The following is a 25068-nucleotide window of genomic DNA, read 5'->3' on the forward strand; positions in this document are numbered from 1 at the left end:
AACAACTAAAAACCCCGCTATTTAACACCCATAGCGGGGGTTCTTTATTTTGAGTATTTGTTATTTAGCGCGCTTTAAACGTGGTAACACTAATAATAAAGCCCCTAGTAACCAAGCCATACTACCGCTTGAATCTTCTTTTTGCGAAGGTGGCACTACTTGGCTAATTAAAGTGTTTTTAGCCGGTGTAAGGTTCTGCGCTGAATTAGGATCGTCATCTATAACTAATACGCTTTGAATAGTCACTAAATTAGCATTACTAATGGTTACATCACTTTTTAAGCACTGCTCTGTAGTGATACCAACTACCGGTATTTCACCACAATGTACTAAAGCAGCTATTTTATCTAAAGTCGCTTGGCTATCATCCGTAATCTGTCCAAACACAGTAAAACCACTGTTTTGCACATCCAAGTTGGCACTATTATCTTTTAAGTTAAAAAACCACTGGCTAGTTGCACTGTTTGGGTTTCCACCTAGTTTAGCCATGGCAATCGTGCCTTTAACATTAGAGTAAATAGGTTCGTTAATGACTGCTGGCTTGGTTGTAATTCGATCAAAATCATCTGAGTAGGTAAAACCGCCACCTTGGATTATGAAATCTTTGACTGAGCGATGAATCACTGTTTGGTTATACGCTGCATCATCTAAATAACTCATAAAGTTTTCTACAGTTTTTGGTGTTTTTTGATCAAATAAATTAATTTTAATAACACCTTGGCTGGTACTTACTTCTACAATGGTTGCTGAACTGGCAAAGCTTACTGCGCTAAGTAACGAGGCTAATAAAAGCTTTTTCATCGTTTTTCCCTATTATTATTTTATTTAAGTGTAAAGTTTAGTGATACTTAGAGTAATGCGAGTAAGACTAAAAATCGACTGCAAAATAGCCCCTGATACAATTCAAACCAAGTCGGTTACAACTTAATTACATTTCATCACCTTCCTACTGAACTTATCCTTGTAAAAACGCTGTTTAATGAAAATGCACTTATAAATTGTTTTATTTTTGTTATGATTCCTCTGCAAATTCGTAAATGGAGATATTGTAATGTCAGAAAAAAACAACCAAATTTGTGATTTTGGTTTACATAAGGGAGAGCCCTACACACGCTTACCTGCTAGTTTTTTAATCTGGATGGTAGGTATTAATCATCAAAAAGCCAGATATGCCAGCGAAGAGCTAAAACGCAGAGAGTTAGCTGCTACTAAAAAATTAAAGTGTGATTAAAGAATGTAAAAGTGTGTTTTTGTAGCAAACTAGTTAAACTATGCGCCAATAAACGTAAGTGCTTTTAATCAATAGGTGTTTTATGCGCATAATTTTTTTGTTTGTCATTGCTTTTAGTGTACTTGGGTGTAGTACTACACTCACTAGCCCCACCCCACAATATTTAACCGTACTGCATACTAACGATAATCATGGTCGCTTTTGGCACAATGAAAAAGGTGAGTATGGCATGGCTGCCCGTAAAACCCTGATTGACTCGCTACGCAATAAAGCAATCGCGCAGGGACATGCAGTACTGCTGCTTTCTGGTGGCGATATAAATACCGGTATTCCAGAGTCAGATTTACAATACGCTGAGCCTGACTTTAAAGGCATGTCGTTAATTGGTTATGATGCGATGGCCCTTGGGAATCATGAATTTGATAACCCGATGAGCGTGCTTAAAAAGCAACAGCAATGGGCTAACTTTCCTTTTTTATCGGCAAATATATTTGAAAAATCGACCGGTAAAAATGTATTTGATAGCTATAAAGTATTTAATAAAAATGGGCTGAGTATTGCTGTTATAGGTTTAACCACCACTGATACAGCCAAAATAGGTAATCCCGAATATATTCGCCAATTAGAGTTTAAAGATCCAATCGAAATCACGGCACAATTAGCACAAAAAATTAAAGCACAATATAACCCCGACATTACTATTGCGCTCACTCATATGGGGCATTATGTGGATGCCAGCCACGCAATTAATGCGCCTGGAGATGTAACACTTGCGCGCTCACTGCCAACTAACACCTTAGATATGATCATCGGTGGTCACTCTCAAGAGCCTGTATGTATGGCGGCTAAAAACGTAAATGACGATAACTTTAAACCCGGCCTAGCCTGCACGCCCGATCAACAAAATGGCACTTGGATAATGCAAGCCCACGAATGGGGTAAATATGTTGGTAAAGCCGAGTTTAAGCTTGAAAATGGCCAGCTAACCCTCTTAAATTATAAACTCCTACCCGTTAATTTATATGTTGATAAACAACACCCGGATGGCACAACGTCTAGTGTATTAGCTAACGAGTACATTACACCTAACCCACAGTTAAACGCATTTTTAGCCGAGTATCAGGAAAAAGGCGCTAAACAAATTGAAGGTAAAATTGGTTATGTAAATGCCAGACTTGAGGGCGATCGCAATAAAGTACGCTACCAACAAACAAATTTAGCTCGCGTTATTATTCAAGCGCAAATGAACAGTACCGATGCTGACTTTGGCATTATGAGTGGCGGCGGTGTACGCGACAGTATTGCTGCAGGCGAAGTAAGTTATAAAGATATTTTAAAAGCTCAACCGTTTCAAAATCGAGTGGCTTATATCGATATTGCAGGAGAAGATTTATGGCAATATTTAGAAGTTGTAACGCGTTTCCCGCCTGATTCAGGCGCTTACATGCAGTACCACAAATTATCGTTTGAGCATAAAAACAACACCTTAGTAAAGGTATTAATAAATGGGCAAGCATTAGATAAAAGTAAAACTTACCGTATGAGCATTAATAACTTTAACGCCTCAGGTGGTGATGGCTACCCTGCACTAACCACAGCAAAAGGTTTTGTAGTTACTGATGAAACAGACTCTAACGCATTAAAGCGTTTTTTTGCAGAGCACAGCCCAATAGATGCGGCCCAGTTTGCCCCTAAATAATCTATATTTTGGAGATAGTAGGAACGAGGGTCTGTTGACCTTTGCGGATTAAAATTTGTTCAAACTAGGGGCGATTTAATCACGGCGTGAGGTTTACAACCTAGTGGGCTCGATAACTGCTCCTGCATTATTCTACTGGCTTACATTCATGTAAGAATAAGTAAAAAAACCAAGCAAAGCTTCCGCGTCCTGCTCACGCCCCTTACCTACATCCATGTAGGCAACAAAGAGTCAATCGCCCCTAGGCAGAACCCTTCGGGCAGCGCATGTTTGGCATTGATGCTACGTTATCGCCTATTTATGGGGAATAACCACATCACATAGGCTCTGCCTTGCCTAAATACCAAACACACTGCTGCAAATTCAACCTTGAAAGATAAACAGACCCTAATATTACTTACCTACTATTTCTAAATCGCCTTTAGCAATATTAACTAACCCGTAACTGTGTAGCCGCGAACGAGACCCTTCTCCAAACGCCTTAGGCGGATAAAAAATTTCTTTTTGTTGCGGGTATTCACTCAACACTTCATCTAACGCCGCGCGTATTTCGCTCAATGTTTTTTCAAGGCTATTATTAAAGTTAGGGCGCTTGCGGATCGTGTGTCCCAGCTCTACTAATCGATAAAAATATTTATTAGCTAATTCAATCAGCTCATCAGGTACATCTTTATTATGGCTGAGCACAACATCGCTATTATTGTTACAAAATTCAATAAGCGCTAAATAAAAGCTAAGTGGTTTATTTGCTAAACATACTTGGTATTGCGGATTAATATTAACTGACACCGTCTTAGTATTTAGATTAATAACTAACACGGGTGATTTACTTTCCTCAACAGGTTCAGGCTGCAGCGTAGCTAATTGCTTACTTTTTTGCTCTATTGTAATAACCGTTTTCAGCCAGTGGCTAACAAAAGCACTTAACATAAAAATAGCGACATAATAATAAATATAACGCCACGGCCATGGCTGTGGTTTTATATCAAAAACTAAAAAAACAGGGCCAATACTAGTCGTTAAACGCGTAAAAAACTGTGCTCCGGTTAATGTGGTTGATAGCTTTTTATCAGCGACAATATTTAACAATAACAAATTAGTGCCGATTAGTTGCGAATTTAACTGCTCTAAATAACTATTTATATTATCTATATTACTGGAGTACTTAAGCAGGTCATTAGATAGCTCGAGTAAAGGTAAATCCAACGCTACCTGTTTTTCTATCGTGGCTATATTAAGCTTTTGCACTTGCTGTTGTTTATAGCTTACTGAGTAATAAAATACGCTACAAAGTAATAAAAAAATGAATAGCGTAATAAATGAAAATAACTGCTTACTCATATTTCATCTCGCTTATAAGTTACAACGTCATTATCACACTGCCAAAATGACTGCGCACCTTTATAGTAATGAAGAGATTGCTCTTGCGACATGGCTAATAAATGCGCCTGTACCGAGCATAATAGATCGGTATTATTGTGTGGCATTTTTAAATACCAACGCGTGCCTGAAATATTATTTTTTAGCGGTGTAATATAGTTTTTTGAAAAGCGTTTTGCATCACTTTCTTGCCAAAATGAAGCTATAAGATCAACTTTGCCGTTAGCCAATAAATCACGTAAGGCATCGTGAGAGCTAGCATAAACAATATTTAAGTTTTCGAGGTTAATATCCAACTCTTTAAATACTTGCTTAGGCAATATATGCCCTGAGCGACTGGTTGGATAATCTAATAATCCAATGCGCTTACCCAAAAAGTATTCTTTTGTTATTTTAGGTTTTTCTTTAGCCGAAATAAAAAATGCAGTGTAATCAGAAAACCCAACTACAGGCTGGTAGCTATAGGTAGTCTCGGCTTTAAATGCATCCATAATATTGTTTTTAGTTAAAATGAGATCGGCAATGCCTTTTCCTACAAATTCAAAGCTTTCCGTCGTGTTATAGCGCCAGTAACTTACAACCGCCCCGTACTGCTTAGCTACCACATCATCTGTACATAAGCTATGTGCTAATGTACCTGCTATTTTTTTTGATGGCGCGAAGATGATTAACTGGTTTTCATTTTTAATTGCAGATGTTTGGCATTCAATTGATGTTTCTATTAATTTTGCAAAGCGTAACTCACTGCTATCAACACTTAGTTGACCACACACCCACACCAAAACAATTAACAAATATAAAAATACAATTAACAGCATTTTATTATAAATGACGTATTTAATGTTCAAACAAAACATCCTAATATTATTATTAGCCTATTTGAACAATTTTAATTACTTATTGCAATAAGTAATTTTACCTATTAACTATAAGTAGCTGATTTAATTAATTTACCTACTAGTTAATATGAATGCTCTTAACACCTTTCTATCTTCCAAATAAACAAGGACAATTGACCGGATTAGTGATTTTGACCCTATAATAATTTGAAGGAAACCAAATGCGTAACAACTTAATGTCCTCAGTTAAAGCAACGCTGGTTGTCAGTGCTGTACTTGTTTGTACTAATGCTCATGCATGGGGTCAAAATGGACACAGGATCATAGCTAAAATTGCAGAGTCTCACCTTAGTGAAACAACAAAAACAAAACTTTTGCCGTTATTAAATAATGAATCTTTAGCACAAGTTTCTACTTGGCCAGATGAAATGCGCTCTGCTCCTGGTGATTTTTGGCAAAGAAAATCATCACGCTGGCATTATATAAATACATCTGCAAACAAACCTATTTCACTCAATCATTCTCATACAAAAAATAAAGAATCTGTTACCAACATCCTTGAAGGCATTCATTACTCAATTAAAGTACTTCAAAACGAGCAAAGTTCATTAGATGCTAAGCAGTTTAGTTTACGCTTTTTAGTGCATCTGGTAGGCGACAGCCATCAGCCTTTTCATGCTGGGCGTGCAGATGACCGCGGCGGTAACCGTATAAAGGTGCAATATTTTGGTCAAGAAACCAACCTACACAGTTTGTGGGACAGTAAGTTAATTGAAGGCGAAAACCTCTCATATACTGAATTTGCTGACTTTATCAATACTAATAATCAAACTTTAATTAGTGAGTACCTAACCAGTACCCCTACTAGTTGGCTAGTAGAATCAAACAACTTAGCAGAATCAATCTATAATAAAAATGAAACAGATATTAGCTATAGTTACATTTTTAACCATATGCCAATAATTAAAACTCGACTGCAACAAAGCGGAATAAGACTCGCCGGTTTATTAAATAGTTTATTTGATGAATCAGCAACACCGTTAGTCAGTGCACTTAAGATGCAAACTAGCGAAAAAACAACTAACTAAGTAACTTTTAATACGGGAAAACAACATAATGAATAAACTTCGCCTTTCGAAATTAACCGGAGCAATTATTTTAGCTCTTGGTGTTTCTGCAAGTGCTATGGCTGCTGACACGTCATCTGCAATGCGCGGTAAAATCACTACTCCATCTGGTGAAAGTGCTGCAAATGTAAAAATTAAAGTTATTCATGGTCCTACTGGAACTGTAAGTGAACTTACAACCAATTCAAGTGGTACTTTTATAGCTAATGGTTTACGTGTTGGGGGTCCATATACAGTAATAATCGACTCTGATACTTTTAACGACACTACGCTTGAAAACATCTACCTAGAATTAGGTGATACTTATCGCTTAAACTCTCAGCTTAGACCATTAAACATGGAAAAAATTGAAGTTTCTGGCTATAAAATAGTACAACAATCAGGTGGTTCTAGCAGCTCTTTTGGCGAAGATACAATTCAAAACATGCCAAGTTTTAACCGCGATATTAAAGATATTGCTCGCTTAAACCCACTTGCCAGCATTAATGGTAGTGGTGAGCTAACCTTTGCTGGTAATAATCCACGTAGTAATAGCTTAACTGTTGATGGCATTGGCCAAAACGACGATTTTGGTTTGAACTATGGCGGCTACCCTACAGCGCAGCCACCTGTTGCACTTGATGCAATTGAACAAATTTCTGTAGACGTATCTCCTTTTTCAGCAGCTAAAGGCAACTTTGGTGGCGGTACTATAAATGCAGTAACAAAGTCAGGTACTAACGAATTTAAGTTCTCTGGTTTTTACGAAACATCAACCCCAGATATGGCGGGGGATGTAGACAGTATTTCACAAATATACGCAAATGGCAGACCAGCTTTAGATGAAGATGGCCACAGAACATTTGTTACTGAACAAGTAAAGCCAATCCAAACAGAAGCGCGTTACGGTTTTAACTTTGGCGGACCAATACTAGAGGATAAGCTTTTTTACTTTGTAAACTACAATGCATGGAAGAGCGAGTTAGATTTAGACTATGGTTTTGAAGGCTCTGGTGCTGCTAATGAGTATGATGTAACCAAAGAAAGCTTTGATCAGTTTTTATCTATATTAGATAACGTGTACGGTATGCAAGATTCTCTTGGTGGCGACCCTAAAGACACCAATGAGTCATTATTGGTTAAGTTAAGCTGGAACATCAACGATGACCATCGTTTAGACTTTACATACCAATGGCAAGACGATAAAGACGAGCGTAATTTTGGTACTGGTGGCAGTACCGTTTCACTTGCTTCAAATCGTTACACTTACGCGACTAAATTCAACAACTTTGCTACCAAGCTTTACTCAGATTGGAATGAAGACTTCTCTACTGAAATTGGTATTGCTTATAAAGATGTAACATCTGACAGCATCACTAATTCTAAAATTGGTAGTGTTAAAGTTGAAGAATATTTCCGTGGACCAGCTTATCAGTTTGGTACTGATGAATACCGTCATGCCAATAAAGCAGCGACTGAAAATTTAACACTAACTTTTGATGGCACATACTTATTAGACGAACACCAAATTAAGTTTGGTGCTAAGTATGAATCTTTAAATTTATATAATTTATTTGCAGCCAACTCTTTAGGCTCATGGGAGTTTGATAACTTTGCTGGTTTCGAAAACCGCGAAGTAGGTAATTACAAAGGTAAACATGACTTTACTTACAGTAATGCCTATACCAACAACTCAGCAGATACTGCTTACGATGCAACGCGCAGTCAGTTTGCTCTTTACGTAGAAGATACGTTTTATGCTACTGATGATTTAGAAGTAACTGCGGGTGTACGTTATGAGCGTTTGGCATCTGACGATAAACCAACATTGAATGAAAAGTTTTTAGAAACCTATGGTTTTACTAACCAAGAAAACCTTGATGGTGTAGATATTATTTTACCTCGTGTTGGTTTCAAATATTATGCAACAGAGGCTCTTACTATCAATGGTGGCGTAGGTCGTTTCCAAGGCGGTATTCCTAACGTTTGGTATAACAACTCATTCCAAAAAGACGGTCTTACTTTTGTTGACGCACCACAAAGCGTAATTGATGGTTACTATGCAAATAATAACGTCGATTTCACTCAAGTTCCAGACGAAATAAAAGGTTCATTAGTACAAGGTGCGGGTAGCACTAACTATATTGATCCTAACTTTAAATTACCTTCAAGCATCCGTGCGCAAGTTGGTTTTGATTATGAATTTGACTCAGAATTTTTAGGTAATGGCTTTAAATGGCAAGCAGAAATTGCCTACCATAAAAAAGAAAATGAGGCTGTATGGCATAACACAGCAATCAAACCTGTTGGAACAACCGCTGATGGCGATCGTATTATTTATGGAGGTATCTACGAAGGTGACTTAAAAGATAACTTTGATATAGCAATGACCAACTCAGCTGAAGATGGGCGCTCGGTAATCTTCTCTACTGCACTTGCTAAAGAGTGGGATAACGGCCTATATATATCTACCAGTTATGCACATCAAGATATTACAGAAGCTTCAGGTGGTTCATCATCACAAGCACAAAGTAATTATAAACATACAATAACACAAAGCCGTAATGTTGATTTAGCACAGCGTGGTGCTTACGAAGTGGAGCATAGCTTTAAGGTTAATGTGAGCTATAATACTGAGCTTTTTTCTGGCTACCAAACCAAGTTTAACATGTACTTTGAGCGTCGCTCTGGCCGCCCATTTAGCTATACAATGGGTCTTTATGAAAAAGATGATTTAGGCGATACACGTGACTTTTATTCAAACTCGGCTTACCTTGCATACATCCCAACGGGTGCTGATGATGCAAATGTAAACTGGGATGAATCTGGTTTGTCGTGGAGCGAACTTGAAACGCTACTTAACCGTGCTGGTATTTCTGAGCGTGGCCAAATTCTAAACCGTAATACAGGAACTCAACCTTGGGTTACTACTATGGATATTAGTGTTAAACAAGAGATCCCAGGTTTTGCTGAAGGCCATAAAGGTGAGGTTTACTTTATGATTGATAACTTTGCTAACTTACTTAATAGCGACTGGGGTGTTGAAAAGCGTTTAGGCTACTCTGATCAAGCTGTATATGACCTAGCTGGAATAGATGATGAAGGCCGATACATTATCAACAATCGTCATAACGGTGCTGATGTACGCAATTATAGCCAAATTTCTACGTCATCATCTGCATGGCAAGCTAAAATTGGTGTGAGCTATAAGTTTTAATACCTAATAAAACATTACGCTTTATATTAGTTAAACCCATTACAACTTTGTAATGGGTTTTTTCATTTAAACTCCCTTTTTCATCTATTTGTCATAAATAGTATTTACTCTCTTTTACAACACGAACATTTCATTATTAACATTAATAATCCGTAGCATTAATCTATAAACATAAAAAACATTACACTTGTAGCTTATTTGTAAACATAAACTAATGTATAATATGTATAGATTTAGTACTGCATGAATTTGGTTCGTTTGTTTAGTGCAAATACTTTATAAATATAAAAAGTTTAATAAACTACATGGGAAAACAAAATGAAAATTCAACTTCGTAAAACAGCTCTATCACTCGCTATTGCAGCCTGTGTAGGCGTAAGTGGTGCTGCAATCGCCAACGAAACGTCATCGTCTGTTAAAGGTCAGATTACGGGTCCAAATGGTAATCCAGCTGTTGATACTCAAATTACAATTATTCATATACCATCGGGTTCAACAAAGACCGCAACAGTTAATGCACAAGGTAACTTCTCGACCAAGGGATTGCGTGTTGGTGGTCCTTATAAAATAATTGTTGATTCTGATACTTATCAAGATACTCAAGTTGAAGATATTTATTTAACGCTAGGACAAACTTACCCTGTAACCGTTGCTCTTCGCTCACAAGAAATGGAACAAATCATTGTAAGCGGCGCACCAATAAGCTCACAATCAGGTAGTACAGGTCCAGCTACATTTTTCACATTAGATGATTTAGAAAACAAACCTGCAATTAATCGTGATTTAAAAGATATTATTCGCGCCGATCCTCGTATTTATATCGACGAAACAAATGCCGGTGCAATTAATTGTGGTGGTGGCAACCCTCGCTTTAATAGCTTAACGGTTGATGGTGTTCGTATGAACGATAACTTTGGCCTTAACTCAAGTGGTTACCCTACCGAAAGAATGCCTTTTTCTTTTGATTCTATTGCACAAGTTGCCGTAGAACTAGCACCATTTGACGTACAATACGGTGGTTTTACCTCTTGTAATATCAATGCAGTGACTAAATCAGGTACCAACGAATTAACTGGTGGCTTCTTCTATGATTATACTAACGACTCAATGTCGGGCGATTCCATTAAAGGTAATAAACAGCAACTTGGTGATTACTCAGAAAAGCGTTATGGTTTTAACGTTGGATTGCCACTAATTGAAGATACACTATTTTTATTTACCTCTTATGAAAAACTTGAAGGCGCACAAATATTTGCATATACCCCATTTGCGAATGGTCGAATTAATCAAGCAACTGTGGATCGTATAACCCAAATAGCTAAAGATAACTATAATTACGATGTTGGCAATATGACGCCTAGCATGCCTGTTGAAGATGAAAAAATATTAGTTAAACTAGATTGGAACATCAACAACGATCATCGTGCTAGTTTTGTGTATAACTATAATGATGGCTTTAGTTTAGCGCAGTCAGATGCTGATGCAAATGAACTCGCATTATCAAGCCACTTTTATGAGCGTGGCGCTGAGCTACAATCTTATGTCACCTCACTTTACTCTGATTGGACAGATAACTTTTCAACAGAAATGCGTATAGGTTACTCAAAATTAGATAACCGCCAAGATTCTTTAGATGCTGCTTCAGGATTTGGTGAATTCCGTATTGATACAGGTGATATAGATGTTTATCTTGGCCCAGATGATTCACGTCAAGCAAATAAACTCAAGTATGATAATTTATCTCTTAAACTAGCCGGTACATACTACTTAGAAGATCATGAGCTTTCATTTGGTTACGAACGTGAAGAGCTAGATGTATTTAACTTATTCGTACAGCATAATGAAGGTGAGTATCGTTTTAACTCTATCGAAGACTTTGAAAATGGTGTAGCGCGTGTTTATTATGGTAATGCTTCAAGTCATAACCCTGATGATGCAGCGGGTGAATTTAAGTACGCACTTAACACTCTTTACGCACAAGACAAGTTTGAGTTAATCGATTACGATGTATCATTCATTGTAGGTCTACGTTACGACTGGTATACCAGCGATGACAAGCCAACTCATAACCAAAATTTTGAAGATCGTTATGGTTTTTCTAATAGCCAAAACTTAGACGGTATAGATTTGTTACAACCGCGTTTAGGCGTTAACTGGATTTATAACGATCAGTTAGAACTTCGTGGTGGTGTCGGCTTATACTCTGGTGGTAACCCTAACGTATGGGTATCTAACAGCTATTCTAATGATGGTGTGCGTAATATTCAGGTAAACCAAAAAAACCTACAAATTTTAGGCCCTAATGCTATTGCATTTAACGGTAATGGTCAGCCTGGTTACGATATCCCACAAGACTTATTTGATAATGTTGGTCAAGGCAGTGCTGATGCAAGCACCAATGTAACAGACCCTAATTTTGAAATCCCTTCTGAGTGGAAATTCTCGCTAGGTGGTACTTATATTACCGAGAGTGAGTATGTATTTAATGTTGATTATCTATATACCGACAAACAAGACTCCGCAATTATTAGCAACCTGGCAAATGTAAAAAGTTCAGTAGCACCTGATGGCCGCCCTGTTTACAGTGATGATTTACATCCTCGTGAGTCTGATCTAATGCTAACTAATGTTAAAGGTGACGACGCATATTCACATGTTTTATCCATAGCAATGAATAAATCTTTTGATAACGGCATTGATTTAGCGCTTTCTTATGCTTATACAGTAGCAAAAGATGTGCATCCAATGACAAGCTCTGTTGCATTTTCTAACTACCATAATATTGCAGTATCAGATACAGAAAACCCAGGGCTTGCTGCATCAAACTACGAAATTCCACATCGCTTTACTATGAGCTTATCTTATAACCATGAAATATTTGATGGTTATGACACTAAGTTCAATCTATTTGGTCAGGCATCGCAAACCAGTCCTTATTCTTATGCGTTTGACTCTCGCTCTGGTGGCTTAGGCTTTAATGACAGCAGTCGTCAATTACTATATGTACCTACCTTAGATGATAGTAAAGTTGTTTACGGCGCTAACTTTGATAAAGCAGCGTTTGATGAGTGGGTTAATAGTGAAGGTTTAGCTCGTGGTCAGATCCAAGAGCGTAATAGTATTGATGGTGATTGGTGGGTGACGCTTGATTTCAAAGTTGAGCAGGAGTTTATGGGCTTTACTGATGATCAAAAAGGCTCAGCTTACTTTGTAATTAAAAACATCGGTAATATGCTGAATGACGATTGGGGCGTGCTAGAAACAGGTAATTCATTTCAAAGTGCTGTTTCTGCAGATATCGTGAATGGACAGTATGTGTTTAACAGCTTTAATAACCCATCGGGTGCAAGCATTGATGTTAAACCATCTCTGTGGGAAATGCGTGTAGGCGTAAAATACACTTTCTAATACAATTAGGTAATAATTTTAATTAGTTTAGAGCCCATCTTATGATGGGCTTTTTTTATGGCTGTAACTGATGTTTTAATTTTTCAAAAATGCTCATCATTTGCTGGCGCTCATCGTCACTGAGTGTATTTAGGAGCTGCGCTTCCCATGCAAGTGCCTCTGGGGTGATTTTTTTATACAGAGCCTCGCCTTCATCAGATAGCATTAAAAATGCAGCACGTTTATCTTGCTCATTCACTTTGCTGCAAACAAAACCTTTAGTTATTAAAGCTTTTACCGCTCTCGATACCGTTGATTTATCCATATCAGCTTGCGTGCATAATTGTTTAGCTGTGCTTTGCCCATATTGCGCTAAGTTAGCGAGTATGCGCCACTGCGGAATATTTAAGCCAAATTCACGTTTATACACTTTGGCAAAGTCGTTACTCACAAGCGTAGCTATATTGGTTAATTGATAAGGTAAAAACGTATCTAAATTGATCTTCATCGTTGTGGCATCACTTGTTGGGCCTGCGTTTTAATTCAACTGGAAATGACTGTTCATTATTATTTACAGTGAATTAACTTACGCAATTTGAAATTAGTCTCACTTGAGAGTATCTTAACTTAAATAATAACAAGATTAAACTACCCCACTCTCACAGGAGTTGCTAATGGCTACCGAATTAAAATACATGACTGGTTTTGGTAATGAGTTTGAAACCGAAGCTTTGCCTGGTGCATTGCCTATCGGACAATTTAGTCCGCAAAAAGTAAAGTACGATTTATATGCAGAGCAATTTAGTACAACCGCGTTTACTGCGCCGCGTGCACAAAACCGTCGTAGTTGGCTATACCGTATTCGTCCCTCTGTTATTCAAGGCGATTATATCGCAATGGATAATGGCTTAATTCGCACTGCGCCTATTACCGAAGTAGTAACTCCACCAACTATGCTGCGCTGGAACCCTATCGATATCCCAGAGCAACCAACTGATTTTATTGATGGCTTAATTACTATGGCCGCTAATGGTAGTGCAAATGGCCAAACCGGTATTGGTATTCATGTTTATGTTGCTAATAAATCGATGGACGGACGTTATTTTTATAATGCCGATGGCGAAATGTTGTTTGTACCGCAGCAAGGTGAATTATTGCTCAAAACTGAGTGTGGTAATTTAACCATAAAAGCGGGCGAAATAGCGGTTATTCCCCGTGGTATAAAGTTTCAGGTACAACTATTAACAGCGACTGCGCGCGGTTATATTTGTGAAAACTATGGCCATCAGTATGAATTAGCTGAGCGTGGCCCGGTCGGCTCTAACGGTTTTGCCAACGATCGTGACTTTCAATACCCAGTTGCTGCTTTTGAAGATATAGAAGGTAAGTTTGAATTAGTGGCTAAATTTAACGGCAACATGTTTCGTTGTGATATCGGCCACTCGCCTCTAGATGTAGTTGCGTGGACCGGTAACAGTGCGCCGTATAAATATGACTTAGCACGTTTTAATGTAATGAATACAGTGAGCTTTGATCACCCAGATCCTTCTATTTTTACCGTACTTACATCGCCATCAGGTACTGAAGGCGTGGCTAATATTGATTTTGCTATTTTTCCTCCACGCTGGATGGTGGCCGAAAACACCTTTCGCCCTCCTTACTTTCATCGCAATATAATGAGTGAATTTATGGGCTTAATAGAAGGCGTTTACGATGCTAAAGAGCATGGCTTTGTTCCCGGGGGTATGAGTCTACACAATTGTATGTCGCCACATGGACCTGAAGCCGACGTGTTCGACAAAGCCTCTAATGCCCAGCTTGAGCCACAACGTTATGATAATACGCTGGCATTTATGTTTGAATCACGTTATATCATATCCCCAACTAAATACGCTCTTGAGGGCAAAGAGCGCCAAACTAACTACACTGATTGCTGGCGCACAATTAAAAAGCAATTTACTGGATCACAAGGATAATAAACCATGAAACTTTATAGTTATTTTCGCTCATCTGCCGCATACCGGGTGCGTATTGCGCTTAACTTAAAAAACATTGATCACGAATTGGTTGGTGTTAATTTACTAAAGTCTGAACAATTAGGTGCAGCCTACTTAGATAAAAACCCACAAGGTTTACTCCCAGCACTTGAAACAGCTGACGGTGTGCTTGGGCAATCTCTGGCTATTTTAGAGTATCTTGAAGAAAGCCATCCAAACACAACGCCATTATTATTTGGTAACGCGTGGCAAAAAGCACAAATCCGTAATTTAAGTTACGCCATAGCCTGCGACATTCATCCGTTAGATAATTTACGCGTACTCAAGTATTTAAGTAACGAACTAGGGGTAGACGATGAGGCTAAAAACACTTGGTATCGCCACTGGGTAGAAGTAGGGTTTGAAAAAGTAGAGCATCTACTTGATAGTAATAACGCTTTTTGTGTGGGTGAGCAACCAAGCCTTGCCGATGTATGCTTAGTACCGCAGGTATTTAATGCTATTCGTTTTAATGTAAATATGGCCGCATATCCTAAAATAGCAGCCATTTATGAGCGTTGTAATAAGCTCGATGCATTTATTGATGCCGCACCACAAAATCAACCTGATGCAACCTAGTCTAAATAATTAGCCTAGGTAATTAACCCAGAAAATTAGCCTTGTAAGGCACTGTGCACCACAGTTACATGGTCAATTAATTCTAAGCCCAGATCAGTTAAATAACCGCCATCTGGGCTATCTATAATTCCTTTATCAAATAAACGTTGTGCGGCGCTTAACAAGCTAGGCTCTGCGTCTGAATGAAGTTTAATTCCCTGCATTTTACTTTCACGCGGAAATTTAGCTAATAGTGTAAATTCATCGATCATTGTTTGGTTAAATTGCATATATTTTCACCTATTTATTGTTCTGTGTTTTACTAAATATAAATATACCCAAGTCAAGAAAGCGCCTTTTTTATAAGCAGCTGTCTAATGTTAAGGTGCTATAAAATACCCAATTACGCATTTTTATGGTGTTTGTGTATACCTTACCCTAGCATGTTTTTTAGCTTAGTGTATTATTTTTAAACCCGCGACAATTTGAGACTAAAATGCGCCATTTATTAATCTTATGTTTTTATATTAGCTGCTTAAGCTATTCGCTACTCAGCCATGCTAATACAATTAAAACCCACTCTGTTATCGATGCTAATCAGTTTGTAAATACCGACACAAGTTGTTGGTACGACAATAAACGCTACAGCGAAGGAGCGTTAATACAAATACACTCATTTACGCTTATTTGCGGGGCTAAATTTGTACAACATAACAACAGTCAACTAATTTGGCTTAAACTCGACAAACAAGGCAATGCTATTTACCCTACTAAGCCCGCTACAATTACAGTGAATTAGCCTCTACGAGTGAATTAAGTTACACTATGCGCAGTTTAAATAAGTAGTGTAGCTATGGATAATCAACCTAAAAACCCTTTACATGGGGTAACGTTAGAACAAATACTTGTTGAGTTAGAGCAACGACTTGGCTGGAGAACTTTGGGTGAACAGGTTAAAATTAAATGCTTTACTGATGCACCAAGCATTAAATCGAGCTTAAAATTTTTGCGTAAAACCCCATGGGCACGAGATAAAGTAGAAGCACTTTATATTCATACCATAAATAACAAGCCAATTCGTAGACCCAAAAGTGCACCAAGGCCCACTTCCGATAGAGCACCTGATACATCGGGCTTTGTTTGGCCTTCGATCAAAAAATAAATAATAAAACGGCGTGTAATAACGCCGTTTTATAGTTTTATAGCCGTGTATTATTTATCTAGCTGTTCTTTGCAAATAACGTTTAATGATCCAGGTGAGATTGTAATAACTAATTTGTTAGAAGTTTTCACCTCTCCATCTACTACGTATTTAATCTCTTGCTCTGCACTTACTTCCACTCTTTTAGCATTTGTATGATGCGAATTAATAGCTAAATGTGTTTGTGTAATGCTGCTAAACATAAGCTCGGCAATACTCAGTACTGTAGTGCCATTTTCTTTATTGGGTATTAACCAATTCACATCAAGAAGCCCGTCACTATGATCGGGCTGCCCGCCACCTTGAGCTAGCAAAGTAGTAAATGGTGCGGCATTAGCAACAATAAAACTATTGGTACTCACTTGCGTTGGTTCGTTATCATCAAGCTTTATCGTTAATACTTGTGCTTTTTGTTCACCAAAAGCTTGTAAAAAACCATTTAAATAGGCCAGTTGCCCAGATTTGTTTTTAGCTTCACGGTCGGCTTTTTCAATCATGGAGTGTTCAAAGCCAATTCCTGCCAGTAGTAACATTAGCTCGTCGTTACAATAAGCTGTGTCGATTAAACTTGTTTGCCCATCAATAATTAAATCACAGGCTTGTTCAACAGGAATAAATTTTGATTTTATGCCCATTAACACATGCGCTAATGCGTTAGCCGTGCCTAGCGGAATAATACCCAACCTGCATTTAGTGTGCACTAATACACTGGCCACTTCTGTCACTGTGCCGTCACCACCACAAGCAATAATAATATCTGGCTGCTCTTTTATTGCCTTTTTAGCAAGCGCTACGCCGTTAACTTCTTTTGAGGTTGTTAATACGGTTAAGTCGTAATAAGCCGATAAACTAGCAATAATTAGGTGTTGTTTGTCTTGCCACATTTTTGTGCCCGACACTGGATTTGCAATCAAAAATGCTTTGTTTTTAATTACTAACTCACCTTTTTTATGGCGCTTAGCTAAGTGATGTAATTGGCGTTTATTAAGATTAGCTGTCTCGCGAGTTTCTTTTATTTGTGCCAGTATTTGATGCACATCGGCATCTTTATTTTGGCTAAGCAAGTAGGCCGCCATTACAAACACAGAGCGCCCGCGCCCTAGAGCACAATGCACCACCACACGGCGATCTTTTTGTACATGATGATGGATCCAATTAATTGCTTGGTTTAACTGCGAATGCGTAGGAACGCTATGATCGAGTACCGGAATGTTTAAATAATTAATGTTTTCTTGCGTAGAGCTCCACTCTAAACCGTCAAACTCGCACGTTACATCAAGTATTGCGGTAATACCGTTTTCTTTTAGCGTATCTATGTCAGAGGGAAATAATCGACATGCCAAAAACAAATGTTCATTAATCTTTTGAATAGGCGGCACTTTATCGTGTTTACGAGCCCACGCATTGTATAATTGTGCGCCAAATAAAAAAGGAATAAACGCCCAGCGAATATAAAAAGGGATAACGCCGTTTTCTCGTTTTCTAAACACTTTTGCTATATCGAATATATAAGCGCCCCCCACTAAAAGTAGTGACAATGCACTCCAATAAAATACAATCGAAAAGTAAATTGAGTTAACTTCCCAGCCAATAAATATGAGTATAAATGCCAATAGTAAGTAACTAATTGCAGCCCACATATGTTCTCCTTTTATAATATATGCTCGTTGTTGTTATATTTATTAATCATGCCTTAATATTGTAAAAGCAAATTTCACGCCAGCATTTACTTATTCCTCGCTAGTTATGTTATTGATAATTAACATTTTAATTTTTATTTATTAAGCCTTTTATTAGCCCACTTATAAACCGTAGCTACTTTTACACTATAGTAGGTTAATTGTTCACACTGGTATAAAGTAACAGCAATACTCTTTGTTTACTTGTATTGAGCTGTATTACAGCTAATCTATAAGCACATCTAAGCATGTTTTTGCATCCACAAACAACTCTCACACGTTTATTTAACTAATAATAAAAATATTAAGGTAATCATGGAAAACGACGATTTACTCCCCCTTTTGTGTTCAACCGCTCAAGGCGATAAACACGCATTCGCTAATCTTTATCAGCAAACCAGCGGAAAATTATTTGCTATAACTTTAAATATGTTAACAAACAGAGCGCATGCGGAAGAAGTATTGCAAGAAGCTTTTATTAAAATTTGGCATAACGCATCTGAGTATAATTCATCTAAGGGAACGGTTATTAGCTGGATGATCAGCATTGTTAGATACCGAAGCCTTGATGCGCTGCGCTACAACAAAGTGCGCAAGGAGCAATCACTAGGCGACGACGATATAAACGAGCACGATATTGAGGTAAGTTATGCCGAAAACACCAAACTCGTAAGCTGTATAGAGCAATTAGAGCCACAGCAAAAACAAGCGATTCACTTGGCCTATTACAAAGGCTTAAGCCACAGTGAATTAGTTGAACATATCGACACGCCTTTAGGTACGGTAAAAAGTTGGATCCGCCGTGGACTAGTTCAGCTACAAAGGTGTTTAACCCTATGAATTATAATAAACCCGAGGTATTAAATGCACTTGCAGGGCAATATGTACTTGGTACGCTATCAAGCTCAACCCGTAAGCGTTTTCAGCGATTACTCCTCAACTCCAGCAAAGCACGTGAGGCCACAACAATGTGGGAGCAAAATTTAAATAATTTAGCCAGCGCTATTACGCCACTAGCACCAAGTGACGACTTATGGCCAAAAATATTACAACAAATTGAAAACCAGCCCCAACCAACGAAAACAATAATTCGTACACAACCTTCAATTTGGCGCACTTGGTCGTTTGTTGCTACAGCAGCTTCAATTGTATTAGCCTTTTTAGTAATGCAACCGGCCACTAATGTTAGCAATATTCAGCAAATTGCATTAGTGCAAAATAAAGCGCAGCAACCGTTATGGTTTATTGATGTTAATGAGCAGGCTTTATCAATTAAGGCAAGTAGTCAGCTTGTTGCTAAAACAGATAAAGACTATGAGCTGTGGATGATACTAAAAGACCAAGACGCACCAATATCGCTGGGCTTACTCCCTAAAACAGGTAGCAAAACGCTAGCTAAAAACAGCCGCTTTAAAGCCAGTAATGTTGCTCTATTGGCTGTAAGTTTAGAACCTATTGGCGGCTCGCCAAACGGCTCACCAAGCGAAGTACTCTATACCACCGAATTAGTACTTTTATAATTACTAAAAACAGCTCTTTTATCTTTTTTCAGTAATAAGGTATTAGAGCTAAAAATAGCAATAATTAACAAATAAAGCACATAAATTAAAGATAAGTTAACTTTCTTGCATCCAATTTAAACCCTGCCTCGTATTACTAATGACTTCAATCAAAAACTAAAGGACAAAGTCATGAAAGCTTTTACTCCATCAATACTCGCAGTTGTTATATGTGCTACTTTTGCAAGTGCACCAAGTGAAGCATCAAGCCATAGAGAAGCGCCTAATATCAGTCGTTTTCCAACATTAGACTCTACCGATTTTTATGTTTTTAATAGTTATGAGCAAGGTCGTGGTGACTTTGTTACCTTGATTGCTAATTACATTCCATTGCAAGATGCCTACGGTGGTCCTAATTACTTTGCCATGGATCCAGATGCTACTTACAGCATTCACATTGATAACGATGGTGACGCTGTTGAAGATATTACTTTTGCATTTAACTTTAAAAGTATGTTGCCTAATAATAATCAAGGTGTGCAATTAACCGTAGGCCCTGAGGGCAATCAGCGTACTGTATCTGTACCACTAAAAAATGTCGGCGGTATTACGGCAGGTAATGATAGTGCAGCTAACTTTAGTGAATCTTACACCGTAAGAATGATCAACGGTCCGCAAAAAACAGGCACTAGCGTACAGCTTAGTAACACTACTACTAGCTCAACTACTTTTAATAAACCGCTTGATTATGTAGGTAATAAAACCTTTACCTCAAAGCAAGATTACCAAATGTATGCCGACCAATTTATGTATCAAGTCGCTATTGCGAACTGTGATGGCATGGCTAAAGTGTTCGTTGGTCAACGTAAAGACCCTTTTGTAGTTAACCTAGGCAAAACCTTTGATTTAGTAAACTACGTACCCGTTGAAGGCGACAGTGCTGCGGGTGCTGGTGATGGCTCGGGCTTTCCTGGTGGCATAACACAATCGGCAGATAACGATGATTTAGCTGATAAAAACATTACCTCTATAGCAATTGAAGTACCTAAAAGCTGTGTGGTTGGCTCAGGTAATGGCGTAATTGGTTCGTGGACAACAGCAAGCTTACCGCAAGCGCGTATTTTAAATCCTAATGCTAAGTTTGCAAATAACGCAGTTAACGGCGGCGCATTAACGCAAGTTTCGCGTTTAGGTAACCCACTGGTTAATGAGCTAGTAATTGGTATTAAAGATAAAGACACCTTCTCTACTGCGCATCCTAAAGATGATGGCCAATTTTTAGATTATGTGTCGCATCCTTCACTGCCTGAACTATTAAATATTTTATTTAAAGATGCGGTTAATACCACCCTAGGGACAAATTTTGCAACGCTTGCACCTACAAACTTTCCACGTAATGACCTTATAACCGCATTTTTAACTGGTTTTTCCGGTGTTAACCAGCAAACAACAGTAACGCCATCAGAAATGCTGCGTTTAAACACTAAAATTGCAGCAACAGCACAAGCTGAACAATCAACATTTGGGGTAGTAGGTAATGATTTAGCCGGATTTCCAAATGGCCGTCGCCCAGGTGATGACGTTGTTGATATAGCACTAAGAGTTGTTATGGGTCGTTTATGTCACCCTATCCCGGTAGCAGGCGTAGACACTGATTTAGGGCTTTGTAAACCAGAGGATGCTGAAGTAGGTACTGTGCAATTTACCGATGGTGCACCTGTAAATGCCACTATGATGGATGCAAGCTTTCCCTACCTTACTACCCCACTTGCGGGTTCTAAATAAGGAGTAAAACAATGCGTAATTTAAAATATACACAGGCATATTTGCTTATAAGTGTTTTAGCAATGAGCGGCTGTGGTAGCGATAATGACAACGAGCCAACAGTGGCTGTTAATGTTGCTCCCACAGCAAGCGATGCCATGGTTACCACGCAAACTGAGGTGGCTATTAACGACATGCTTGACGCAGCAGATGCCGATGGCGACACACTTGCCTACAGCATAACAACACAGCCCACACTCGGCAGCGTAGTTGTAAATACCGATGGCACATACACCTACACGCCCAATAAAGAACAAACAGGGTCAGATAGCTTTATGTTTGGTGTGTCTGATGGGGTTAACAACCAAGTAACAGCAACGATAAGTATTACTATTGAAGCGTTGCAAGTCGACTTTGCTCAGTTTGCAACCGATGCATTTAATCAACCTGCTAACGCTGAGCCACTGTCTATTAACGGCCGAGTATTTACCAACACCGAAACAGATGTTGGTGGCCTCCACCCTGCAACAGGTAATTAATCAGTAAGTCATAATCAAAGCTGACAGGCCACGGATGGCTTTTTCAAAAGGACTATAAAATGCAATTATCTTACACCAAATTAATTTTGCTACTTGTGGGTATGTTATTTTCAAGCAATGTATTTGCCAGTGCTTTTACCCCCGCCGATAATGATATTATTGCCCCTAGCAACTCAAATATAGTAGCTCAACTGTCTGTTGCTGAAATAAACGAACTAGTTATAAATAGCCAATATGCTGGGCAAACTGAACGTTTGCAAGGTGTGTTAAAAACACATTTAGCAACTTTGTATAGCCAAAACCCCACTCCACTAATTGGTTATTTATATGCACGAGTTCTACAAAAAGAGCACCAATTTGATGCTGCAATTAAAATTGCCACTGAAGTATTAGTTGCTGAGCCAAATCACAGTAATAGTCATTTATTACTGGCTAATATTTACATGACCAAAGGTGAATTTACTGCTGCCAAAGGGCATTGTACGGCATTAATTGGGCAAGTAAGCCTTATTACCGTAAGTACTTGCGTGTTAGATGTACAAAGCCAGCAAGAGCAACTAATACAAAGTTATAATGCATTAAAAAAGATTACCCATAATAAAAATATTAGCTTAGCCACTGCCCATGTACTAAGTGAAATGAGCTATCGATTAAATAATTACCAAACTGCGCTGAGCTACATTAGCCATGTCGATTTACAGTCTGCGCCGGTGAGCCTTATTGTACTGTGGGCCGATACTCAATTAGCACTTAATAACACGCAGCAAGTGCTCAATACTTTAGCTGGTTTGCTAACAGATAACAGTAATTTAGAAGATGCTATTCTACTCAGGTTGGCTATTGCTGAAAAAAATACTAATGCGGTTAGTACAAAGTGGCAAACAATGATGAAAAGCCGTGTGGCGCTGCGCGAACTGCGTCAAGATACCTTTCATGCCAGTGATCTAGCCCACTATTATATTGCAGTAGCGCCAAATAGTGATAAAGCTCTGTACTGGGCCAATATAAATTGGCAACAAGCTAAAATGAGCACCGATAAGCAATTATTAATACAAGCCAAAGCCATGCAGCGAGCAACACTATGAAAACATTTTGTGTATTTATTCTCACTTTAGCAAAGCTATTAGTGGCCACTAATAGCTTTGCTCATCAGTTAAGTACCGGCTATATAACTTTAAATAATACCGCTGCTAGCCAAAATCAGTATAGTGGTCAGTGGCAAGTAAATATAACCGATTTAGAGCAAGTCGTGGCGTTCGATATTAATAACGATAAACAAATAACCTGGGCTGAAATAAAAGCCAAACGCAGCTCTATTAATAGTTTTGTGTATGCTAATTTACAGCTAATTCAGCAACAACAGGCATGCACGCTCTCTACCCAAGGGGCGTATCAATTAGATAGTCACTTTAATCAACCCTATTTAGTAATACCGCTGCTGTTTAGCTGCGCTGATCAAACTGAAACTAGCTTACATTACAGCGCCTTTTTTAATACCGATGGTAACCACAAAGCCATTGTAAATATTAATAATTTATCGCGAGTGTTTAGCGCAGCTAACGCAAAACAAACATTTAATTTTAGCCAATCAAGCTACTTAAGCACCTTTAATCAATATGTATATCAAGGAATATTGCATATTTGGATTGGTATTGATCATATTTTATTTTTAATCGCCTTATTACTTACCTGCGTACTTACCCGCACCGAAAAACAATGGCAAGGTATTAGCTCAAAAAAACAAATTATTAAACACACCGCGTGGATAGTTACCGCCTTTACCCTAGCCCATTCAATTACGCTTACTGCAACCGCTATGAATTTAGTATCGCCTAATAGCCGCTGGGTAGAGCTAGGTATTGCCCTGTCAGTACTTTTTGCTGCACTTAATAATGTATGGCCACTGGTATTACGTTTAGGTTGGGTAACATTTGCCTTTGGTTTATTGCACGGCATGGGGTTTGCCAGTGTATTGGGTGAGTTGGGGTTGTCGAGCGATTATCAGCTATTGAGTATTGTAGCATTTAACTTAGGGGTAGAAATTGGTCAGCTCAGTATTTTACTCATAGCATTGCCGGTGTTAATCAGCATAAGAGGCTATCAGTGGTATAAAAAATGGTTAATGCCGGTGGGTTCATTTGCTATAGCACTGATTGCATTACAATGGTCAGTCGAGCGGTTTTAACCTGTAACCGCCCTAATACCAATTTTGAGTACTTTTTATAGTGATTTTTACAGTACTTTTTACAGTACTTCGTCATGCACTTCAAAAGGCATGAGTAGCGTTTTCATCGCTGGGCGAAGTGCTATTAATACTGTTTCTTCGGTGAGTTCTGGGTAGAGCATTTTTCGAAGAAATAAGCCCGCCATCATCGAAAAAATAACATTAATACGGCTATCGAGTTCTTGCTCTGAGTGTGATTTTAACAAGCTTCTGTCGCTAATTAATAACTGTCTCATTCTATCGCGCGCTTGGGTATCAGCCTCGTGTAGTAACGTAGCCACTTTATTGTTTCTGGCCGCTTCTGCCATCATGTCTAAATCGATTACACACGCCCCGGTATCCATATGCCTTTGCACTCCTTTGTGCAAACTGCCTAAAAGTATTGTGAGGATATCGCCAGGCTGCTCTTCAAACTCTTGAAATATAGAAAACATTTCTTGCATATCTTGCTCAATAATACTCTCTATTATTGCTTCTTTACTTTCAAAGTAGTTATAGATATGGCCGGCACTCATACCCGCAGTTCTTGCAATTTCAGCCATGCCTGCCCCATGATAGCCTTTGCGACGAAAGCAGTCTGCTGCAGCATCTAGTACTTGTGTGCGCCGTGCTTCGACTAATGCAGGATCTGCATGTCTTTTACTTTTATGGGTCACTTACAACTCCACTATTTAACCTGTCTATTATAAAAACCAATTGCATCTAAATA

General features: G+C 38.5%; 22 protein-coding genes. 15 read left to right on the plus strand and 7 right to left on the minus strand.

The features are described from left to right. Window positions 1-60: 60 nt before the first annotated feature. Window positions 61-801 carry a peptidylprolyl isomerase gene (locus tag I6F41_RS01410; RefSeq protein WP_011329976.1) on the minus strand — a complete coding sequence of 247 codons (741 nt, stop codon included), beginning with the start codon at window positions 799-801 and terminating at the stop codon, window positions 61-63. Between the two features lie 250 nt (window positions 802-1051). On the opposite strand from I6F41_RS01410, the gene I6F41_RS01415 reads away from it, so the two are divergent. After that, on the plus strand, window positions 1052-1231 hold the full coding sequence (locus I6F41_RS01415) for a hypothetical protein (protein ID WP_041454917.1): 180 nt from the start codon (window positions 1052-1054) through the stop codon (window positions 1229-1231). Window positions 1232-1313: 82 nt separating this feature from the next. Beyond that, on the plus strand, window positions 1314-2930 hold the full coding sequence (gene ushA, locus I6F41_RS01420) for a bifunctional UDP-sugar hydrolase/5'-nucleotidase UshA (RefSeq protein WP_197107590.1): 1617 nt from the start codon (window positions 1314-1316) through the stop codon (window positions 2928-2930). A 393-nt stretch (window positions 2931-3323) separates the two neighbouring features. On the opposite strand, the gene I6F41_RS01425 is transcribed toward ushA, so the two are convergent. Further along, on the minus strand, window positions 3324-4271 hold the full coding sequence (locus I6F41_RS01425) for a hypothetical protein (protein WP_197107592.1): 948 nt from the start codon (window positions 4269-4271) through the stop codon (window positions 3324-3326). Then, a complete protein-coding gene (locus tag I6F41_RS01430; protein WP_231613331.1) occupies window positions 4268-5158 on the minus strand; it encodes a hypothetical protein in 891 nt (296 codons plus the stop codon). Before I6F41_RS01430 ends, I6F41_RS01425 begins: the two co-directional genes overlap by 4 nt. A 212-nt stretch (window positions 5159-5370) precedes the next feature. Here I6F41_RS01430 and I6F41_RS01435 point away from each other — a divergent pair, with 212 nt between their 5' ends. The 3 genes from I6F41_RS01435 to I6F41_RS01445 all read left to right on the plus strand — a co-directional run bounded on the left by I6F41_RS01435 (window position 5371) and on the right by I6F41_RS01445 (window position 12880). Then, complete coding sequence (locus I6F41_RS01435; protein ID WP_197107596.1) at window positions 5371-6237, plus strand: S1/P1 nuclease; 867 nt, start codon at window positions 5371-5373, stop codon at window positions 6235-6237. A gap of 28 nt (window positions 6238-6265) precedes the next feature. Further along, window positions 6266-9472: a TonB-dependent receptor gene (locus I6F41_RS01440; RefSeq protein WP_197107598.1), complete on the plus strand. Its 3207-nt coding sequence runs from the start codon at window positions 6266-6268 to the stop codon at window positions 9470-9472. Window positions 9473-9790: 318 nt separating this feature from the next. After that, window positions 9791-12880: a TonB-dependent receptor gene (locus I6F41_RS01445; protein WP_197107601.1), complete on the plus strand. Its 3090-nt coding sequence runs from the start codon at window positions 9791-9793 to the stop codon at window positions 12878-12880. A 55-nt stretch (window positions 12881-12935) separates the two neighbouring features. Here I6F41_RS01445 and I6F41_RS01450 read toward each other — a convergent pair whose 3' ends face one another. Next, window positions 12936-13367 carry a MarR family winged helix-turn-helix transcriptional regulator gene (locus I6F41_RS01450; protein WP_197107602.1) on the minus strand — a complete coding sequence of 144 codons (432 nt, stop codon included), beginning with the start codon at window positions 13365-13367 and terminating at the stop codon, window positions 12936-12938. 166 nt (window positions 13368-13533) lie between these two features. On the opposite strand from I6F41_RS01450, the gene hmgA reads away from it, so the two are divergent. Together hmgA and maiA are read left to right on the plus strand one after the other, a co-directional pair. After that, the gene (gene hmgA / locus I6F41_RS01455) at window positions 13534-14835 is read left to right on the plus strand and encodes a homogentisate 1,2-dioxygenase (protein WP_182683659.1); all 1302 of its coding nucleotides are present in this window, start codon (window positions 13534-13536) and stop codon (window positions 14833-14835) included. Window positions 14836-14841: 6 nt separating this feature from the next. Further along, window positions 14842-15474 carry a maleylacetoacetate isomerase gene (maiA, locus tag I6F41_RS01460; RefSeq protein WP_086995698.1) on the plus strand — a complete coding sequence of 211 codons (633 nt, stop codon included), beginning with the start codon at window positions 14842-14844 and terminating at the stop codon, window positions 15472-15474. A 35-nt stretch (window positions 15475-15509) separates the two neighbouring features. Here maiA and I6F41_RS01465 read toward each other — a convergent pair whose 3' ends face one another. Next, window positions 15510-15743 (minus strand): TIGR02647 family protein, encoded by a 234-nt coding sequence (locus tag I6F41_RS01465; protein ID WP_011329965.1) that lies wholly within the window; start codon window positions 15741-15743, stop codon window positions 15510-15512. A 206-nt stretch (window positions 15744-15949) separates the two neighbouring features. Here I6F41_RS01465 and I6F41_RS01470 point away from each other — a divergent pair, with 206 nt between their 5' ends. Both I6F41_RS01470 and I6F41_RS01475 read left to right on the plus strand, forming a co-directional pair. Continuing rightward, the gene (locus I6F41_RS01470) at window positions 15950-16252 is read left to right on the plus strand and encodes a YnjH family protein (protein ID WP_011329964.1); all 303 of its coding nucleotides are present in this window, start codon (window positions 15950-15952) and stop codon (window positions 16250-16252) included. Window positions 16253-16306: 54 nt separating this feature from the next. Beyond that, window positions 16307-16615, plus strand: a complete 309-nt coding sequence (locus I6F41_RS01475) for a VF530 family DNA-binding protein (RefSeq protein ID WP_011329963.1) — start codon at window positions 16307-16309, stop codon at window positions 16613-16615. A gap of 50 nt (window positions 16616-16665) precedes the next feature. On the opposite strand, the gene I6F41_RS01480 is transcribed toward I6F41_RS01475, so the two are convergent. After that, window positions 16666-18294 carry a diacylglycerol kinase family protein gene (locus tag I6F41_RS01480; RefSeq protein ID WP_197107603.1) on the minus strand — a complete coding sequence of 543 codons (1629 nt, stop codon included), beginning with the start codon at window positions 18292-18294 and terminating at the stop codon, window positions 16666-16668. 354 nt (window positions 18295-18648) lie between these two features. Between I6F41_RS01480 and I6F41_RS01485 the strand changes: the two genes are divergently transcribed. From I6F41_RS01485 to I6F41_RS01510, 6 genes are all read left to right on the plus strand, one after another. Then, window positions 18649-19173, plus strand: coding sequence for a sigma-70 family RNA polymerase sigma factor (locus I6F41_RS01485; protein ID WP_011329961.1), 525 nt, complete (start codon window positions 18649-18651; stop codon window positions 19171-19173). Then, window positions 19170-19853 carry an anti-sigma factor gene (locus I6F41_RS01490; RefSeq protein WP_197107604.1) on the plus strand — a complete coding sequence of 228 codons (684 nt, stop codon included), beginning with the start codon at window positions 19170-19172 and terminating at the stop codon, window positions 19851-19853. Before I6F41_RS01485 ends, I6F41_RS01490 begins: the two co-directional genes overlap by 4 nt. A 171-nt stretch (window positions 19854-20024) precedes the next feature. Beyond that, the gene (locus I6F41_RS01495; RefSeq protein WP_197107605.1) at window positions 20025-21617 is read left to right on the plus strand and encodes a DUF4331 domain-containing protein; all 1593 of its coding nucleotides are present in this window, start codon (window positions 20025-20027) and stop codon (window positions 21615-21617) included. A gap of 11 nt (window positions 21618-21628) precedes the next feature. Continuing rightward, window positions 21629-22135 (plus strand): Ig-like domain-containing protein, encoded by a 507-nt coding sequence (locus tag I6F41_RS01500; RefSeq protein ID WP_089369205.1) that lies wholly within the window; start codon window positions 21629-21631, stop codon window positions 22133-22135. A 59-nt stretch (window positions 22136-22194) separates the two neighbouring features. Continuing rightward, a complete protein-coding gene (locus tag I6F41_RS01505; protein WP_197107606.1) occupies window positions 22195-23220 on the plus strand; it encodes a tetratricopeptide repeat protein in 1026 nt (341 codons plus the stop codon). Further along, entirely contained in the window at window positions 23217-24320 is a 1104-nt protein-coding gene (locus tag I6F41_RS01510) for a HupE/UreJ family protein (protein WP_197107607.1), read from the plus strand. Before I6F41_RS01505 ends, I6F41_RS01510 begins: the two co-directional genes overlap by 4 nt. A gap of 59 nt (window positions 24321-24379) precedes the next feature. Here the strand turns inward: I6F41_RS01510 and I6F41_RS01515 are convergent, their stop codons facing one another. After that, a complete protein-coding gene (locus I6F41_RS01515; RefSeq protein WP_011329955.1) occupies window positions 24380-25015 on the minus strand; it encodes a TetR/AcrR family transcriptional regulator in 636 nt (211 codons plus the stop codon). Window positions 25016-25068: the final 53 nt, after the last annotated feature.

It is taken from the genome of Pseudoalteromonas sp. SCQQ13, assembly GCF_015864415.1.
Classification (GTDB): Bacteria; Pseudomonadota; Gammaproteobacteria; order Enterobacterales; family Alteromonadaceae; genus Pseudoalteromonas; species Pseudoalteromonas nigrifaciens.

What these genes read in the sequence shown, in the direction of transcription:
- I6F41_RS01505 (WP_197107606.1), top strand. Translation starts at nt 22,195, where the DNA reads ATGCAATTATCTTACACCAAATTAATTTTGCTACTTGTGGGTATGTTA.
- I6F41_RS01415 (WP_041454917.1), top strand. Translation starts at nt 1,052, where the DNA reads ATGTCAGAAAAAAACAACCAAATTTGTGATTTTGGTTTACATAAGGGA.
- I6F41_RS01470 (WP_011329964.1), top strand. Translation starts at nt 15,950, where the DNA reads ATGCGCCATTTATTAATCTTATGTTTTTATATTAGCTGCTTAAGCTAT.
- I6F41_RS01425 (WP_197107592.1), bottom strand. Translation starts at nt 4,271, where the DNA reads ATGAGTAAGCAGTTATTTTCATTTATTACGCTATTCATTTTTTTATTA.
- I6F41_RS01475 (WP_011329963.1), top strand. Translation starts at nt 16,307, where the DNA reads ATGGATAATCAACCTAAAAACCCTTTACATGGGGTAACGTTAGAACAA.
- maiA (WP_086995698.1), top strand. Translation starts at nt 14,842, where the DNA reads ATGAAACTTTATAGTTATTTTCGCTCATCTGCCGCATACCGGGTGCGT.
- I6F41_RS01510 (WP_197107607.1), top strand. Translation starts at nt 23,217, where the DNA reads ATGAAAACATTTTGTGTATTTATTCTCACTTTAGCAAAGCTATTAGTG.
- I6F41_RS01445 (WP_197107601.1), top strand. Translation starts at nt 9,791, where the DNA reads ATGAAAATTCAACTTCGTAAAACAGCTCTATCACTCGCTATTGCAGCC.
- I6F41_RS01410 (WP_011329976.1), bottom strand. Translation starts at nt 801, where the DNA reads ATGAAAAAGCTTTTATTAGCCTCGTTACTTAGCGCAGTAAGCTTTGCC.
- I6F41_RS01465 (WP_011329965.1), bottom strand. Translation starts at nt 15,743, where the DNA reads ATGCAATTTAACCAAACAATGATCGATGAATTTACACTATTAGCTAAA.
- I6F41_RS01495 (WP_197107605.1), top strand. Translation starts at nt 20,025, where the DNA reads ATGAAAGCTTTTACTCCATCAATACTCGCAGTTGTTATATGTGCTACT.
- ushA (WP_197107590.1), top strand. Translation starts at nt 1,314, where the DNA reads ATGCGCATAATTTTTTTGTTTGTCATTGCTTTTAGTGTACTTGGGTGT.
- I6F41_RS01490 (WP_197107604.1), top strand. Translation starts at nt 19,170, where the DNA reads ATGAATTATAATAAACCCGAGGTATTAAATGCACTTGCAGGGCAATAT.
- I6F41_RS01485 (WP_011329961.1), top strand. Translation starts at nt 18,649, where the DNA reads ATGGAAAACGACGATTTACTCCCCCTTTTGTGTTCAACCGCTCAAGGC.
- I6F41_RS01480 (WP_197107603.1), bottom strand. Translation starts at nt 18,294, where the DNA reads ATGTGGGCTGCAATTAGTTACTTACTATTGGCATTTATACTCATATTT.
- I6F41_RS01435 (WP_197107596.1), top strand. Translation starts at nt 5,371, where the DNA reads ATGCGTAACAACTTAATGTCCTCAGTTAAAGCAACGCTGGTTGTCAGT.
- I6F41_RS01500 (WP_089369205.1), top strand. Translation starts at nt 21,629, where the DNA reads ATGCGTAATTTAAAATATACACAGGCATATTTGCTTATAAGTGTTTTA.
- I6F41_RS01450 (WP_197107602.1), bottom strand. Translation starts at nt 13,367, where the DNA reads ATGAAGATCAATTTAGATACGTTTTTACCTTATCAATTAACCAATATA.
- hmgA (WP_182683659.1), top strand. Translation starts at nt 13,534, where the DNA reads ATGGCTACCGAATTAAAATACATGACTGGTTTTGGTAATGAGTTTGAA.
- I6F41_RS01440 (WP_197107598.1), top strand. Translation starts at nt 6,266, where the DNA reads ATGAATAAACTTCGCCTTTCGAAATTAACCGGAGCAATTATTTTAGCT.